Annotated in this window: 15 protein-coding genes; 5 read left to right on the top strand and 10 right to left on the bottom strand. The window is 71.2% G+C overall.

Going from position 1 to position 14861, the window contains the following annotated elements; genetic code table 11:
* The first annotated feature begins 38 nt into the window (after positions 1-38).
* Positions 39-929 carry an alpha/beta fold hydrolase gene (locus MKK54_RS20365; RefSeq protein WP_244013629.1) on the top strand — a complete coding sequence of 297 codons (891 nt, stop codon included), beginning with the start codon at positions 39-41 and terminating at the stop codon, positions 927-929.
* A 163-nt stretch (positions 930-1092) separates the two neighbouring features.
* On the opposite strand, the gene MKK54_RS20370 is transcribed toward MKK54_RS20365, so the two are convergent.
* From MKK54_RS20370 to MKK54_RS20395, 6 genes are all read right to left on the bottom strand, one after another.
* Positions 1093-3177, bottom strand: a complete 2085-nt coding sequence (locus tag MKK54_RS20370) for a hypothetical protein (protein WP_244013631.1) — start codon at positions 3175-3177, stop codon at positions 1093-1095.
* A 25-nt stretch (positions 3178-3202) separates the two neighbouring features.
* Positions 3203-3532, bottom strand: coding sequence for a type II toxin-antitoxin system HicB family antitoxin (locus MKK54_RS20375; RefSeq protein ID WP_244013633.1), 330 nt, complete (start codon positions 3530-3532; stop codon positions 3203-3205).
* A complete protein-coding gene (locus tag MKK54_RS20380; RefSeq protein WP_244013635.1) occupies positions 3529-3789 on the bottom strand; it encodes a type II toxin-antitoxin system HicA family toxin in 261 nt (86 codons plus the stop codon). The genes MKK54_RS20375 and MKK54_RS20380 overlap by 4 nt, the downstream gene beginning before the upstream one ends.
* A gap of 61 nt (positions 3790-3850) precedes the next feature.
* Positions 3851-6670 carry a DUF4159 domain-containing protein gene (locus MKK54_RS20385; protein ID WP_244013637.1) on the bottom strand — a complete coding sequence of 940 codons (2820 nt, stop codon included), beginning with the start codon at positions 6668-6670 and terminating at the stop codon, positions 3851-3853.
* 10 nt (positions 6671-6680) lie between these two features.
* Complete coding sequence (locus tag MKK54_RS20390) at positions 6681-7616, bottom strand: DUF58 domain-containing protein (RefSeq protein ID WP_244013639.1); 936 nt, start codon at positions 7614-7616, stop codon at positions 6681-6683.
* A gap of 3 nt (positions 7617-7619) precedes the next feature.
* Positions 7620-8624 carry an AAA family ATPase gene (locus MKK54_RS20395; protein WP_244013641.1) on the bottom strand — a complete coding sequence of 335 codons (1005 nt, stop codon included), beginning with the start codon at positions 8622-8624 and terminating at the stop codon, positions 7620-7622.
* A 271-nt stretch (positions 8625-8895) separates the two neighbouring features.
* Between MKK54_RS20395 and MKK54_RS20400 the strand changes: the two genes are divergently transcribed.
* Genes MKK54_RS20400 through MKK54_RS20415 form a run of 4 tightly spaced genes read left to right on the top strand, consistent with a single transcriptional unit; the run spans position 8896 to position 11713 of the window.
* A complete protein-coding gene (locus tag MKK54_RS20400) occupies positions 8896-9477 on the top strand; it encodes a DUF1285 domain-containing protein (RefSeq protein ID WP_244013643.1) in 582 nt (193 codons plus the stop codon).
* Positions 9474-10163 carry a CoA pyrophosphatase gene (locus MKK54_RS20405; RefSeq protein ID WP_244013645.1) on the top strand — a complete coding sequence of 230 codons (690 nt, stop codon included), beginning with the start codon at positions 9474-9476 and terminating at the stop codon, positions 10161-10163. The genes MKK54_RS20400 and MKK54_RS20405 overlap by 4 nt, the downstream gene beginning before the upstream one ends.
* Before the next feature lie 45 nt (positions 10164-10208).
* Positions 10209-10466: a DUF6111 family protein gene (locus tag MKK54_RS20410; RefSeq protein WP_244013647.1), complete on the top strand. Its 258-nt coding sequence runs from the start codon at positions 10209-10211 to the stop codon at positions 10464-10466.
* Entirely contained in the window at positions 10463-11713 is a 1251-nt protein-coding gene (locus MKK54_RS20415) for a CCA tRNA nucleotidyltransferase (RefSeq protein WP_244013649.1), read from the top strand. The genes MKK54_RS20410 and MKK54_RS20415 overlap by 4 nt, the downstream gene beginning before the upstream one ends.
* Before the next feature lie 4 nt (positions 11714-11717).
* Here the strand turns inward: MKK54_RS20415 and atpC are convergent, their stop codons facing one another.
* The 4 genes from atpC to MKK54_RS20435 all read right to left on the bottom strand — a co-directional run bounded on the left by atpC (position 11718) and on the right by MKK54_RS20435 (position 14838).
* Positions 11718-12119, bottom strand: coding sequence for an ATP synthase F1 subunit epsilon (gene atpC / locus MKK54_RS20420; RefSeq protein WP_244013651.1), 402 nt, complete (start codon positions 12117-12119; stop codon positions 11718-11720).
* An 82-nt stretch (positions 12120-12201) separates the two neighbouring features.
* Entirely contained in the window at positions 12202-12450 is a 249-nt protein-coding gene (locus MKK54_RS20425) for a hypothetical protein (protein WP_244013653.1), read from the bottom strand.
* Positions 12451-12454: 4 nt separating this feature from the next.
* Positions 12455-13915 carry a F0F1 ATP synthase subunit beta gene (gene atpD, locus MKK54_RS20430; RefSeq protein WP_244013655.1) on the bottom strand — a complete coding sequence of 487 codons (1461 nt, stop codon included), beginning with the start codon at positions 13913-13915 and terminating at the stop codon, positions 12455-12457.
* Between the two features lie 47 nt (positions 13916-13962).
* Positions 13963-14838, bottom strand: a complete 876-nt coding sequence (locus MKK54_RS20435) for a F0F1 ATP synthase subunit gamma (protein WP_244013657.1) — start codon at positions 14836-14838, stop codon at positions 13963-13965.
* Between the last annotated feature and the right edge of the window lie 23 nt (positions 14839-14861).

Genomic DNA, 14861 nt, shown 5'->3' on the forward strand with positions numbered 1-14861 from the left:
CGGTGCAGGGCGCGCGGCGCCGCAGGGGATCGACGGAGATGGATCAGACGGACATCCGGCACGAGAGGATCGAGGCGAACGGCGTCGCGCTCCACGTGGCGCGGCTCGGGAGCGGGCGGCCCCTGGTGCTTCTGCACGGCTGGCCGGAATTCTGGCTGACCTGGGAACCGGTGATGCGGCGGCTCGCCGACCGCTTCGAACTCATCGCCCCCGACCTGCGCGGGTTCGGCGCCAGCGAGAAGCCCGACGCCGGCCCCAGCGACAAGGCGGGCGCGCAGGTGCATGCCGCCGACGTGGTGGCGCTGCTCGATGCCTTGGAGATCCGGCGGGCCGGCATCGTCGGCCACGATGTCGGGGCCTACGTGGTCCAGGCGCTCGGCCGGGCGGCACCGGAACGGCTGACCGGGCTGTTCACCTTCAACTGTCCCTATCCCGGCATCGGCCCGCGCCTCGCCGCGCCCGAGAGGCTCGCCGAGATCTGGTATCAATCCTATCACGTGAAGCCGTTCGCGGCGGCCCAGGTCGGCGCCTCGCGCGAGGCCTGCCGGCTCTATATCGGCCACTTCCTGCGTCACTGGGCCGGGGGCAACCCGGCCGCCTTCGATGACGTGCTCGACGCCTTCGTCGACAACTTCCTCGCGCCGGGCAACCTCCAGGGCGGCTTCAACTGGTACGTGAGTTCGCAGGCCGGACGGCTGGCGATGATCCGGGGCGAGGCCCCGAGCCTGCCGCCGATCCCGGTGCCGACCTGCGTGCGCTGGGGCGATTCCGACCCGCTGTTTCCCTATGCCTGGACGGACCGCTTGGCCGAGACCTTTTCAGACCTCGACCTCGCGAAGCTGACGGGGGTGGGACATTTCCCGCATCGGGAGAACCCAGACCTCGCGGCGGCGGAGATCGCGCGATTCTTCGATGGGTTGGCGGGGTGATCTGACTCGGCGCCGTTTCTCGCGCGCGATCCTTCTCCCCTCTGCGGGAGAAGGTGGCCCGCAAAGCGGGTCGGATGAGGGGAGCGCATTGTCCGAAAAGGTCGTCCCCGCTCCCGGTCGCTCCGCGACCACCCTCCCCCGCAGAGGGGGAGGGTTAGAGACCCTACGTCGCCCGGCCGCGCCGCCCCTCGACCAGCCACATCGCCAGCACCGCACCGGCCAGGGCCACCAGGGCCCACAGGCCGAGGGCCAGGGGGTAGACCTCGACGCCGCGGACATTGGCGCTGTCGCTCGGGCGGAAGCCGATCCAGTCGGCACCGGCGAGGCGGCCGCCGCGCACCGATTGCAGGCGCGGCACGGCCGTGCCGCCGCCGGCCTCCGCGACGCGGCGGATCGAGCCGCCGGTGCCCTCGGCCAGGGCCTTCAGGCGCTCGGTGTCGCTGAAGACGTCCGCGAGTTCGCGCGGGTTCGGCGGCCCGACGCTGACGAAGGCCACGAGGGTGCCGGAGCGCAGGGTGTGCAGCCCGAGCTCGGTGGCCTCGAAGGTGGCCGAGAACAGGCCGGGCGCCCCTTGCGTCAGCGTCAGGGTGCGCTGGCCGCCGGTGGGGCCGGTGACGGTCACCGGCTCCACCGTCTCGGCCATGGTCTGGCGCTCGACCCGGACCTCGCGCCCGCGCCCCGTGGTCTGGGCGCGCAGGGCCTCCTCCTCGAGGGCGGGCTCCTTCATCAGCCAGTGGCCGAGGCGGCGCAGCAGGTCGAGATAGGGGCCGCCCTCCTGGTAGCCGCGTGCCCACAGCCAGGCGTGGTCGGACAAGAGCAGGGCCACCCGGCCCTTGTCCTCCCGCGACAGGGCGAGCAGCGGCGCGGCGTTCGGCCCCTGCAGGATCGGCTGGATGCCGGGCCTCACCTGCGCGGAGACGAGGCGCAGCCAGTCGCCCCAGGCCGGCGGCGAGGCCTCGGAACCCGGCAGCGCCCGGGTGACGGGATGGCGCTTGCCGATCTCGGTCAGCGACGCCTTGTAGGGCTGCTCGATCACGCGCCCGTTCGGCTCGCCGGGCAGGATCGCGGCGAGCCGCGTGCGCGCGAGGCTGGCGCTGGAGGCGAATTCCGGCCCGGCGGCGATGAGCAGCGCCCCGCCCTCGCGGACGTAGCGGACGATGTTGTCGAAATAGGCCGAAGGCAGCACGCTCTGGTTGGCGTAGCGGTCGAAGATGATGAGGTCGAAATCCTTGATCTTCTGAACGAACAATTCGCGTGTCGGAAAGGCGATCAGGGAGAGTTCGGAGATCGGCGTGCCGTCCTGCTTCTCTGGCGGGCGCAGGATGGTGAAGTGGACGAGGTCCACGTTCGCGTCGGATTTCAGGAGGTTGCGCCAGGTCCGCTCGCCCTGGTGCGGCTCGCCCGAGACGAGTAGCACGCGCAGCTTCTCGCGGATGCCCTCGATGGGCAGGACCGCGCGATTGTTGATCGTCGTGAGTTCGCCCGGCAGCGGCTCTACTTCGATCTCGACCACGTTCGGGCCGCCATGCTCGATCCGCATGGTCAGGGAGAAGGGCTGGCCGGTCGGGAAGGTACGGCGGCCGACCTCCTCGCCGTCGCGGCGCACGGTGACGGCGGCCGAGCCCGTGCCGCCGCGCTCCATCACCTCGGCGCGAATCGTGAGGTCGCGCCCGACGATACCGAAGCGGGGCGCCTCGATCAGCTTGATCTGCCGGTCGCGCTCGTCCGGATGCCCGGTGACGAGGACGTGGAGCGGCCCCTTCAGGCCCAACGCCGCCACCGAGGCCGGGATGTCGTGCACGACGCCGTCGGTGAGCATGACCACGCCGGCCAGCCGCTCGGCCGGCACGTCGGCCAGCGCCTGCGACAGGGCGGTGAACAGCCGGGTGCCCTCGTCGCCGTCCTTGGCGTCGGGCACATCAATGAAACGCGGTTCGATGTTGGTCAACGCGCCGAAGCGGCGCTGCAATTCGGCCCGCACCGCATCCGTCACCGCCGGACGGTCCCCGAGCCCCTGCGAGCCCGAGCGGTCGACCACGATGGCGGCGATGTCCTTCACCGGCTCGCGGTCCTCGCGCACCAGCGACGGGTTGGCGATGGCGAGCAGCACGAGCGCGAGGGCGACCGCCCGCAGCAGCGCGACGCGGCCCCGCGCCAGGAGCGCCAGCACGACGAAGACCGCGACGAGGATGCCGAAGCCGATCAGGACCGGCCAGGGCACGAGGGGCGTGAAGCTGAGGCTCAGCATGGGCGGATGGCCTCCCGAGCCAACGTCATATCGTCGCCCGTTCGAGGGTGCGGGCAACCCACTTGTTCAGACTGATCCCGGCCCGCCTGGCGGCCGAGACGACGGCGCGATGCAGGACCGGCTCGACACGCACGACGAACTGCCCCGAATAGGGCCTCTCGGGCTCCTCGCCGCGCTCGGCACAGAAGGCCAGGTAGTCGTCGATGCTGTCGGAGAATGCCTGCTTGAGCTCATCGACGGATCGCCCCTGAAAGGTCACGACGTCGCGCATGTCGATGACTTCGCCGTGGAAGAGTTCCGCCTCGGCATCGTACTCGACGACGGTTTCGTAGCCCTTGCAATGCATGGTCGTCATGGCGTGGTTTCGGCTTCGGTCAGAAAGCACTTCGTGGACTTCACCGCGCCCTTGTCGCTCTCCTTCTGCGTATGCGGACGGTGAAACACCGCTCGGATACCGTTCAGCGCGACCCTGACGCGCGATCCGCGTCCTTCCTCCATCTCGGCGCCGAGCGCCCTCAGCACTGCCTCGATGTCGCTCCAGGGGATGCTGGCCCGGACCGGTTCGGCGAAGATCGCCTCCAGGGTCGCGCGGTGCCGTCCACTCACCCTCATCTAGTATCATGTTTCAGTATCGCTATTCATGGGGCTGGAATCATCCGTCTGCGAGCGAGTGTCACTGGCCCAGGCGCTCCAACAGCGCCGGAACGTGGACCTGATCGGCCTTGTAGTTGCCGGTCAGCGTGTAGATCACGAGGTTGATGCCGCCGCGGAAGGCCATCTCGCGCTGGCGCTGGTCGCCGCCGACGATGGGGTAGAGCGGCTCGCCGCGCTTGCCCACCGCCCAGGCAGCGGCGAGGTCGTTGCCGGTGATGACGATGGGCGAGACGCCGTCCCCGGCCCGCGCCGGCCGGCGGTCGCCGCCCTCGCCGGCGGGCGGCAAGGTCTCGACCCAGGTCTGGCCGGTGGCGTAGCGGCCGGGGAAGTTGTCGACGAGGTAGAAGGCCTTGGTCAGCACGTGGTCGGGCGGGACCGGCTCCAGTTCGGGCACTTCCAGGGTCGCCAGCATCTTGCGCAGGTAGGCGCCCTCGGGCGTCGGCGGGCCACCGGGGCGCGCGGTCAGGGCGTCGCGCGTGTCGAAGATCACCGTGCCTCCGTTGCGCATGAAGGCGTCGATCCGCCGGATCGCGGTCTCGCTCGGCTGCGGCCGGCCGGCGACGATGGGCCAGTAGATCAACGGGTAGAAGGCAAGCTCGTCCTTGGCCGGATCGATCCCGATCGGGTCGCCGGGCTCGAGGGCGGTGCGGCTCGCCAGCATCTGGGTCAGCCCGCCGAGGCCGGCGCGGCTCGCGGTATCAGCGGCCTCGTCGCCGGTGATCACGTAGGCGAGCCGGGTCGCCAGGGCCGAGTCGAACGCGCCCGTGGGGGCCGGAGCGGCCTGCTGGGCCCGCGCCGGCACAGGCGCGGCCGGAATCGCGCCTGCCGCCAGGACGGCGAGAAGGAGCACGGCCGGGCGCGAGACGAGCCCGCGACCGCGCCGGATGAAGCCGCCGAGCCAGAGGCCCGCGAGGGTGTCGAGGATGAGCAGCATCAGGGCCAGGGTGAAGAGGGTGGCGCGCAGGTCGAGGGTTTCGGCCCCCGCGAGGGATCCGACGCGAGCCGTGGACAGGGGCGTGAAATCGAGGGGCTTCAGACGATCCTCGACCCGCAGGGCGTTGACCGCGACCCCGCCATCGGCCAGGCCGTAGAAGCCCGGCGGATGCTCCAGCGTGGCGCGCTCGGCGGTGTCGGCCGAGACGGCGGTGGCGCCGGCCGGCGGCGTGCCGAGGGCACCGAACCCGTCGAGGGTCAGCCGGGGCGCGAGGACGGCGGTGGCCCGCGCGCCCGCATCGCCCACCGGCAGGGCCTTGGCGCCCGCGAGGTTCACCACCCGGCGCAGCATGTCGATGAACAGGCCCGACAGGGGCAGGTTCGACCACGTGGTGTCGGCCGTGACGTGGAAGAGCACGATGAGGCCCTGCCCCCGCTTCTGCGCGGTGACGATGGGCGTGCCGTCCTGGAGCGAGGCCCAGGTCCGGCCCGGCAGGTCGCCGTCGGGCTCGGCCAGGATCTGGCGGCGCACGCCGATATCGGCCGGCGGCGTCAGCCCGGCAAAGGGGCTCTCCGGCGCGAAGGCGGCCAGGGTCTTGGGGCTGTCCCAGGAGAGCGTGCCGCCCAGCGTCCGACCGCCCCGGCGAAGGCGCACCGGCACGAGGGGATCGTTGCCGGCGGCGAGGCGGGGCCCGGCGAAGCGCAGGAGCAGGCCACCCTCTTCCACGAACTGCTCCACCCGTGAAAGGGTCGGCCCGTCGAGGGCGCCCACATCCGCCAGGACGAGGACCGAGACCTGGCTGTCGAGCAGCTGCGCGATGGATTCGGCCACACCCTTGGCCCCGCGCGGCTCCTGCACGTCGGCGTAAGGGCTGAGCGCGCGCGACAGGTAGTAGGTCGGCGCCAGGAGGGGCTGGGCCTGATCGCTGGTGCCGCCGAAGACGAGACCGACGCGGCGGCGCTTGCCGCGCTCGTCCACCAGGGTCACCGCCCCGGCGGAGCGCTCGCCCGCGATCTCCAGGCGACTGATGCCGTTGCGCAGTTCCACCGGCAGGTCGAAGCCGATCTCCGTCTCGCTGGCCTCGGGCGGGAACCGGAAATCGTGCTCGGCCAGCGGCAGGCCCTTCTGGTCGAGGGCGCGCACCAGACCGGTGTCGCGGCCGTTCGGGCCGGCGCGCAGCACGTGCGCGGTGAGGCGCCCGCCCGCCTCCGCGGCCGAGAGGGCCAGGGCCGGCGGGTGGTCGGACCTGAGGATCGTCAGGGATGCGCCGTGCCGGTTCACGAGTTCGGCGAGACGCGGGCCGAACGCCTCCGCACCGGGGCCCGCGACGCCGTCGCTGATCCACAGGATCGCGGTGTTCGGGCTGCGCTCGAGGAACGTGCCGAGGGCGGGCAGGTAGGCGTCGCGCTCGGCCCAGTGCGGTCGGGGCGCGATGGCGCGCAGGCGGTCGAGGGCAGCGGCCGGAACCTTGGCCTCCAGGGGTGCGGCCGGCTCGGCCAAGGCCGCCACCGCCACGGGGCGGCCATCGCGGGCGGCCGCCTCGATCGCATCGGTGGCGACGCGCTGGCGCTCGCGCCAGTCGTTGGCCGAGGCGAAGCCATTGTCGAGCATGACGAGGAGCGGCGTGCGCCCCGCCCCCGCGCCGGTACCGGACGGGTTCCAGACCGGCCCCGAGACCGCGAGGATCAGGCAGGCGGCGGCGAGGATGCGCAGGACGAGCAGCCAGGGCGGAGTGCGCGCCGGCGTCTCGCGCCGGCCCAGGAGGTCGGCCATGATCGCGAGCGGCGGGAAGTCGATCCGGCGCGGGCGCGGCGGCGTCACACGCAGAAGGAACCACAGGGCCGGCAGCGCGACGAGGGCGGCGAGCGCCAGGGGTGCGGCGAAGGTCAGGGGCAATCCGAGCATGCGGCGATCCTCAGCCGGTCCCGCGCGCGGCGGCGACGAGGGTCAGGAGGCGAAGGGCCGCTTCGCTCGCGGGACGGTCGGTCCGGTGGATCGTCAGGGTCCAGCCCTGCGCGCGGGCGATCTCCGCGAGGCCCTCGCGATGGGCCGCGATCCGCACGCGGTAGGCCTCGCCCCAGGCGCCGGCATCGCCGACATCGAGGCTGAGGTTCGATTCGAGGTCGTGCAGCACCGCCTGGCCCGAGAACGGGAAGGTCTCCTCGACGGGATCGACGATCATCACGAGATGCCCCCGCGTGCCCCGGCCGGCGAGATGGTCGACGGACGTCTTGATCTCCGCCAGCGGCGAGAGAAAATCGCTGATGAGCAGGGCCTCGTCGAACCGTCCCGGCGTGGCGCGGGGCGGCGCGGCGTCGTCCTGCCCCTTCATGTCGGCGACCAGGGCCTGGGCCATGGTCTCGACGATGCGGCGCGAGGCGGTGGCGCGGGTGAGCCCGAGCAGCCCCGTGCGCTCGCCGCCCTCCACCAGGGCGTCGGCGAGGGCGAAGCCGAGAATCAACGCACGCTCCACCTTTGGGGCCTGCGCGAGGTGCGAGGCGAAGCCCATAGAGGCCGAGCGGTCGATCCAGAACCAGATGTTGTGCGTGGCCTCCCACTCGCGCTCGCGCACGTAGAGCCGGTCGTCGCGGGCCGAGCGGCGCCAGTCGATGCGCGCGGCGGCCTCCCCGGCGACGAAGGGACGGAACTGCCAGAAGCTCTCGCCCGGCCCGGCGCGCCTGCGGCCGTGGATTCCGTGGGCCAGGGTCGAGGAGACCCGGCGGGATTCGAGGATGAGGCGCGGCATCCGCTCGGCCAGGGCCAGGGCGCTCTCGGTCTCGCGCCGTCCCGGATTGCGGGCGCCTGCGTCGAGGACCCGCGCCGTGGCGCCTCCGGGCCGGGGAATGGCCATGCGCTAGAGCTTGCCGGCGAGCTGGGCGATGAGGCCCGACACCGTCTCGCCATCGGCGCGCGCGGCGAAGCTGAGCGCCATGCGGTGCTTCAGCACCGGCTCGGCGAGCGCCTTCACGTCGGCGATCGAGGGCGCGACGCGCCCCTCGATCAGGGCGCGGGCGCGGACCGCCAGGGTGAGCGCCTGGCTGGCGCGCGGGCCCGGCCCCCAGAGCAGCTTGCCCTTCAGCGACGGGTCGCCGCCCTCGGGCCGCGCGGCGCGCACGAGGTCGAGGATCGCGTCCACCACCGCGTCGCCCACGGGCAGGCGGCGCACGAGGCGCTGGGCCGTGAGCAGCGCCTCGGTGGACATCACCGCCACGGGCCTGTGCTCGTCGACGCCCGTCGTCTCGATCAGGATGCGGCGCTCGGCGGCGCGGTCCGGATAACCGACGTCGATTTCCAGCAGGAAGCGGTCGAGCTGCGCTTCGGGCAGGGGATAGGTGCCCTCCTGCTCGATCGGGTTCTGGGTCGCCAGCACGTGGAAGGGGCGCGGCAGATCGTGGCGCTCGCCCGCCACCGAGACGAAGTGCTCCTGCATCGCCTGGAGCAGCGCCGACTGGGTGCGGGGGCTGGCGCGGTTGATCTCGTCGGCCATGAGGAGCTGGGTGAAGACCGGCCCCTTCACGAAGCGGAAGGAGCGGTGCCGGTCGGCATCCTCGTCGAGGATCTCGGTGCCGAGGATGTCGGAGGGCATCAGGTCGGGCGTGAACTGTACCCGGCGAGCGTCCAGGCCGAGCACGGTGCCGAGGGTCTCGACGAGCTTGGTCTTGGCGAGACCCGGCAGGCCGACGAGGAGGCCGTGGCCGCCGGCCAGGATGGTCACGAGGGCGAGGTCGACCACCTGCTCCTGGCCGAAGATGACCTTGTGGATCGCCTCCCGCGCCTGCCCCACGGCGCCGAGACAGGCTTCCGCCGTGGCGACGATGCCGTCATCGAGGGTCGTGGCCGGCTGCGAGCCCTGCATCATGCGTGTCTGTCCTGGCTAATCGGCGTCGGCCTCGTGAGGTCGATCGCGGCGGCGGATGGGCAGGCCCCGCCGCAGACGCGTGCGGCTGCAAACGAGATCTGCGGCAGGCCGGATCCCGACCTTCGGCCCCTGTTCGGCCCCGCGAGTGTGGCGCCGTTTGCGGCACGCTGGCAAGGTCGGCGCGACGACGCAGGCTTCAGGCCCGCGTGAAGCGCGATCCGCGTCGGCGCGCGCGTTCCCTCCGGCAGCGGATGCGCTATCTGATCTCTCCATGAGCCAAGCCGATTCCGCCGCCTCGGGCGACCCGACCATCGACCGCCTCAGCGCCGCCCTCGGGGACGTGGCGCGCCGGGGACCGCCGCCGGTCGAGCGCTGGAACCCGCCCTTCTGCGGCGACATCGACATGCGCATCGCCGCCGATGGAACCTGGTTCCACAACGGCAGCCCCATCCGGCGTCCCGCGATGGTGAAGCTCTTCGCCTCGATCCTGCGCCGCGAGGCGGATGGCCGCATCGTGCTCGTCACCCCCGTCGAGAGCGTCGGCATCACGGTCGAGGACGCGCCCTTCGTGGCGGTGGCGATGGAGGTCGAGGGCGACGGCTCCGGGCGGCGGATCGCATTCCGCACCAATGTCGACGATCTCGTCCCGGTGGATGCCGACCACGCGCTCCGGTTCAAGCAGGATGCGGGCGGGGGCCTGCGCCCCTACGTCCATGTCCGCCGCGGCCTCTGGGCGCTGCTGACCCGCGCCCTCACCTACGACCTCCTGGCCCTGGGGGAGGAGCGGGACGACTGGCTCGGCATCGAGGCCGGCGGCCACTTTCACCGCATCGCGCCCTCCGCGAGCCTATGACGCCGGACGACGCGCCGGCGGACCTCGATCCTTTGCCGGACTTCCTGGCGCGCGCCGCCCGATACCTCTCCGCCGAACCACCCGGCGAAGGTGACCCGACCTCGAACCCGCCCGCCTCGGATTTCCGGGCTTGGAACCCGCGCGGCGACCACGATCTCGACGGGGCGAATCCCGCGATCGTGCCGCCGCGCCCGCACCGGCGCGCGGCCGTTCTGGTGCCGGTCGTGCCGCGCGGCGACGGCCTGCGGGTGCTGTTCACGGTCCGGGCCTCGCACCTGCGCGACCATTCCGGGCAGATCGCGTTTCCGGGCGGCAAGATCGATCCCGGCGACGCGACCCCCGCCGAGGCCGCCCTGCGGGAAGCCCAGGAGGAGGTCGGCCTCATGGCGGAGTCGATCCGGGTGCTGGGCTACCTCGATCCCTACCTGTCGGCCACGGGCTTCCTGGTCCTGCCCGTCCTCGGTCTCGTCGACCCGGCGGCACGCCTCTCGGTGAATCCGCAGGAGGTCGCGGCGACCTTCGAGGCGCCCCTGATCCATCTGCTCGATCGTAGCGAGCGCCGGATCGAGCAGGCCGTCTGGCGCGGACGCCAGCGGCGCTACTATGCCATCACCTACGGCGAATTCCGGATCTGGGGCGTCACCGCCGGCATCGTGAACAATCTCCACGAGCGCTTATATCCCTGACACGCCGATCCCCCCACGCTCATCCCGCCGCTGTCCGAGAGCTTCATGATCCGTCGCGTCGTCGAGGAAGTGCTGATCTTCCTCCTGCCCTTCCTGCTGTTCGCACTGTATCTCGCGGTCAGCGGACGCCGGCTGCACGATCGCGAGCACTGGGACGGACAGGTCTTCCGCCTGACCCTGGCAGGCATCGGCTTCGTCATCCTGTCCCTCGTCGCCACCGGGCTGTTCGCGGAGCGCCACCGGGGCGGCTACGTCCCGCCGCACCTGGAGAACGGGCAGGTGGTGCCCGGGCGCTTCCAGTGAGTGGACACGCCCTCGATCACGACGGCCCTCGCCGGCTGCTGGACGATCCCGATCTCGGCCGCGTGCTCTCGGCGCTGGCGGGCGAGGGCGAGGCGACGCGCGTGGTCGGCGGCAGTGTCCGGGACGCGCTGCTCGGGCGGGTCGGCGACGACATCGACCTGACCACGACGCTGCGGCCCGAAGCCGTGATCGCTAGGGCGGCGCGGAACGGGCTGCGCGCCGTCCCGACCGGCATCGAGCACGGTACCGTCACGCTGCTCGCCGGGCGCAAGACCTTCGAGGTCACCACCCTGCGGGAGGACGTCGAGACCGACGGGCGCCACGCGGTGGTCCGCTTCGGCCGCGACTTCGCCCTGGATGCGCAGAGGCGGGACTTCACGATCAACGCCCTCTCGCTCGCGCCGGACGGCACCCTGCACGACACGACCGGCGGCGTGGCGGACCTGCGGGCGGGCCGGGTGCGCTTCATCGGCGATGCGCCCACGCGCATCCGCGAGGACGCCCTGCGCGTCCTGCGCTTCTTCCGGTTCCAGGCCCGCTACGGGGGCGAGACGCCGGACCCGGAGGGTCTGGCGGCCTGTATCGCGGCGCGCGGCGCGCTGGACGGGCTCTCGCGCGAGCGCGTCCGGGCGGAATTCCTGAAGCTGCTGATGGCGCCGGGCGCCGTGGCGGCGCTCACGACCTTGAGCGAGACCGGGCTGCTGATGCGCCTGACCGGCGGGATCGGCGACCTCGGACGCTTCGCCCGCAGCCTCGCGGACGCGTCCGGCGGAGCGTCGAGACCACGCGATATCGACCGGCTCGCGGTGCTCGCGGTGTTCTCGCAGGCCGATGCCGAGCGCCTGCGGCTCGGGCTGCGGCTGTCGAAGGCCGAGCACGCCGCGCTGATCGGGTATGCGCGGGCGCTGATCGCGCTGCACGGCCGGGCCTCGATCGACGGCCCCGAGATGCGTCGGCTCGCCGCCGCGCATGGCACGGCCGGGTTGAGCCTCGCGGCACGGGCGACACGCGGTGAGCCGCGCCCGACCTGGACACCGGCGGCCTGCGCCTATCTGGCTGATCTGATCGCTGGAATCGCCGCGCCGCCGGTCCTGCCGATCGCGGGCGCGGATCTCGTGGCACGCGGCGTGCCGCCGGGTCCGGAGATCGGACGGCGCCTCGCCGAGACGGGCGCCCTCTGGCTGGCGCAAGGGTGCCCGGAGGGCGAGGCCGCGCGCGAGGCTCTGCTCCAGCGCGCGACCGCGTAGAGCTTCAGAAGTTGAGGGCGACCTTGGCGTCGCGCAGCTGCACGATCTGGCCGGTCAACTCGTCCTTCTTGGCGAAGTCCTCGGTGGCGTCGCGCAGGAGCTCGACGGCCTCGATGTCACGATCGAGGGACTCGGGCGTGATCTCCTCGAACGGGTTCGCCCGCTCGGCGATGACGGTCACGGAGGTGGGGCCGATATCGGCGAAGCCGCCACGGACCAGCACGCGCTTGCCGGCGTGACCGGCCTCGTTGATGACGATGACACCGACCTTGAGCGCGGTGAGCACGGGCGCGTGGCCCGGCAGCACGGTCATTTCGCCCTCGGCGCCGGGAAGCTGCACGGCCTCGATCTGACCGGAGTAGAGCGTCCGCTCGGGGCCGACGAAATCGAACTGGAAGGTGGCCATGAGGTCGAAGATCCCGGCTCGGGTTGTCGTGATGGGGTGGCGACGCGCCGATCCCCGAAGAGGTCGCGCGCCGCGTTCGTGGTCAGGCCCGGCGACGATCGGCGACGAAGCCGATCCCGAGGCCCAGCACCGCGCCGATGACGGCGAAGATGCCGATATGCTGCATCTGGCCCGTGGTCAGGGAACCGCCGCGCGTTCCCGCCGGTGAGTCACCCTGAACTTCGAGGCTGAACGAGCCGATCTTGATCTCGGCGGCCTCGGGCCGGGTGAGATACCCGGCGAGGCCACCGACCACGAGACCGACGAGGAGGAGAACGATCCTGGCGTTCAAGTCTTCAGGCCGCCGCCGCGATCTTCTTGGCCTTCTCCTTGGCGTCCTCGATGGTGCCGACCATGTAGAACGCCGCCTCCGGCAGATCGTCGTACTCGCCGTTCACGAGGCCCTTGAAGCCCTTGATCGTGTCGGCCAGCGGGACCTGGATGCCCGGCGAGCCGGTGAAGATCTCGGCCACCGAGAAGGGCTGCGAGAAGAAGCGCTCGATCTTGCGGGCGCGGGCCACGGTGAGCTTGTCCTCTTCCGAGAGCTCGTCCATGCCCAGGATCGCGATGATGTCCTGAAGGGCCTTGTAGCGCTGCAGGGTCTGCTGGACCTTGCGGGCCACCTCGTAATGCTCCTCGCCGAGGACGGCGGGGTTGAGCATGCGCGAGGTGGAGTCCAGCGGGTCCACGGCCGGGTAGATGCCCTTCTCGGCGATGGAGCGCGAAAGCACGGTCGTGGCGTCGAGGTGGGCGAACGAGGCGGCGGGCGCCGGATCGGTCAGATCGTCGGCCGGCACGTAGATGGCCTGCACCGAGGTGATCGAGCCCTTGGTGGTGGTGGTGATGCGCTCCTGCAGGGCGCCCATGTCGGTGGCGAGCGTCGGCTGGTAGCCCACCGCCGAGGGGATGCGGCCGAGAAGTGCGGACACCTCAGAGCCGGCCTGGGTGAAGCGGAAGATGTTGTCCACGAAGAACAGCACGTCCTGGCCCTGGTCGCGGAAGTCTTCCGCGATGGTGAGGCCGGTGAGCGCCACGCGCGAGCGGGCGCCGGGGGACTCGTTCATCTGACCGTAGACGAGGGCGCACTTGGAGCCTTCGGCCGAGCCGTTATGCTCCTTGGGGTCCATGTTCACCTTGGACTCGATCATCTCGTGGTAGAGATCGTTGCCCTCGCGGGTGCGCTCACCCACGCCGGCGAACACCGAGTAGCCCGAATGCACCTTGGCGATGTTGTTGATGAGCTCCATGATCAGCACGGTCTTGCCGACGCCGGCGCCGCCGAACAGGCCGATCTTGCCGCCCTTGGCGTAGGGGGCGAGGAGGTCCACCACCTTGATGCCGGTGACGAGGATCTGCGACTCGGTGGACTGCTCGGAATAGGCGGGCGCCGGCTGGTGGATGGCGCGCAGGGTGTCGGACTGGATCGGGCCGGCCTCGTCGATGGGCTCGCCGATGACGTTCATGATGCGGCCGAGGGTGTTGAAGCCCACCGGCACCTTGATGGCCTCGCCGGTGTCGGTGACCTCCTGGCCGCGGACCAGACCCTCGGAGGTGTCCATGGCGATGCAGCGCACGGTGCTCTCGCCGAGTTGCATGGCGACTTCGAGAACGAGGCGGTTGCCGTTGTTCTTGGTCTCGAGGGCGTTCAGGATCTCGGGCAGGTGGCCGTCGAAATGCACGTCGACGACGGGGCCGATGACCTGGGTGATCTTGCCGGTCTTGTTGGAGCCGGCGCCGGGGATCGCGGTGTTCGCCATGTTAACGGTCCTTGAGAGATGTTGCGGTCAGGGCGTCGGGGAGCGCTTCAGAGCGCTTCGGCGCCCGAGATGATCTCGATGAGTTCCTTGGTGATCATGGCCTGACGCGTACGGTTGTAGATCTGCGTCTGCTTCTTGATCATCTCGCCCGCGTTGCGCGTGGCGGAATCCATGGCGCCCGTGCGGGCGCCCTGCTCGGAGGCGGCGTTCTCCAGGAGCGCGCGGAACACCTGGACGGTGAGGTTGCGCGGCAGCAGCGTGTCGAGGATGACCTCTTCGCTCGGCTCGAACTGGAGCGCGGCGTCGGGTGCGGTCGCCCCGGCCTCCGGCAATTCGGCCGGGATCAGCTTCTGCGCCGTCGGGATCTGCGAGATCACCGAGCGGAAGCGCGAGTAGAACAGCGTCGCCACATCGAACTCGCCGGCATCGAACCGACTGATGATGCTGTCGGCGATCTCGGAGGCGAATTCGTAATCGACCGCCTTGTTGCCGCGCAGGTCCCGGTTCTCGATGATCTCGTCACGGAACTGGCGGCGGAGCAGGTCGTAGCCCTTCTTGCCGACGGTGATGATCTTCACCGTCTTGCCCTCGGCGACCAGCTTGCGGGCGTGCTCGCGGGCCAGACGCGCGATCGAGGAGTTGAAGCCGCCGCACAGGCCGCGATCGGCGGTGCAGACGACGAGCAGGTGGGTCTTCTCGGAGCCGGTGCCGGAGAGGAGCCGGGGTCCCTGCACGCCGCCGACGAGGTTCGCCGCGAGGTTGCCGAGCACCTGGGACATCTTCTCGGCGTAGGGACGCGCGCTCTCGGCGGCCATCTGAGCGCGCCGCAGCTTGGCGGCGGCGACCATCTGCATCGCCTTGGTGATCTTCTGCGTGCCCTTCACCGAAGTGATGCGGTTCCGCAGATCCTTCAAACTCGCCATGGGGTGACTTCCAGATCCATCCG

The sequence above is a fragment of the Methylobacterium sp. J-068 genome, assembly GCF_022829445.1.
In the GTDB taxonomy this organism is placed as follows: Bacteria; Pseudomonadota; Alphaproteobacteria; order Rhizobiales; family Beijerinckiaceae; genus Methylobacterium.

Coding starts and splice junctions, on each gene's coding strand:
- MKK54_RS20365 (WP_244013629.1), top strand. CDS start 39: ATGGATCAGACGGACATCCGGCACGAGAGGATCGAGGCGAACGGCGTC.
- MKK54_RS20370 (WP_244013631.1), bottom strand. CDS start 3,177: ATGCTGAGCCTCAGCTTCACGCCCCTCGTGCCCTGGCCGGTCCTGATC.
- MKK54_RS20375 (WP_244013633.1), bottom strand. CDS start 3,532: ATGACGACCATGCATTGCAAGGGCTACGAAACCGTCGTCGAGTACGAT.
- MKK54_RS20380 (WP_244013635.1), bottom strand. CDS start 3,789: ATGAGGGTGAGTGGACGGCACCGCGCGACCCTGGAGGCGATCTTCGCC.
- MKK54_RS20385 (WP_244013637.1), bottom strand. CDS start 6,670: ATGCTCGGATTGCCCCTGACCTTCGCCGCACCCCTGGCGCTCGCCGCC.
- MKK54_RS20390 (WP_244013639.1), bottom strand. CDS start 7,616: ATGGCCATTCCCCGGCCCGGAGGCGCCACGGCGCGGGTCCTCGACGCA.
- MKK54_RS20395 (WP_244013641.1), bottom strand. CDS start 8,624: ATGATGCAGGGCTCGCAGCCGGCCACGACCCTCGATGACGGCATCGTC.
- MKK54_RS20400 (WP_244013643.1), top strand. CDS start 8,896: ATGAGCCAAGCCGATTCCGCCGCCTCGGGCGACCCGACCATCGACCGC.
- MKK54_RS20405 (WP_244013645.1), top strand. CDS start 9,474: ATGACGCCGGACGACGCGCCGGCGGACCTCGATCCTTTGCCGGACTTC.
- MKK54_RS20410 (WP_244013647.1), top strand. CDS start 10,209: ATGATCCGTCGCGTCGTCGAGGAAGTGCTGATCTTCCTCCTGCCCTTC.
- atpC (WP_244013651.1), bottom strand. CDS start 12,119: ATGGCCACCTTCCAGTTCGATTTCGTCGGCCCCGAGCGGACGCTCTAC.
- atpD (WP_244013655.1), bottom strand. CDS start 13,915: ATGGCGAACACCGCGATCCCCGGCGCCGGCTCCAACAAGACCGGCAAG.
- MKK54_RS20435 (WP_244013657.1), bottom strand. CDS start 14,838: ATGGCGAGTTTGAAGGATCTGCGGAACCGCATCACTTCGGTGAAGGGC.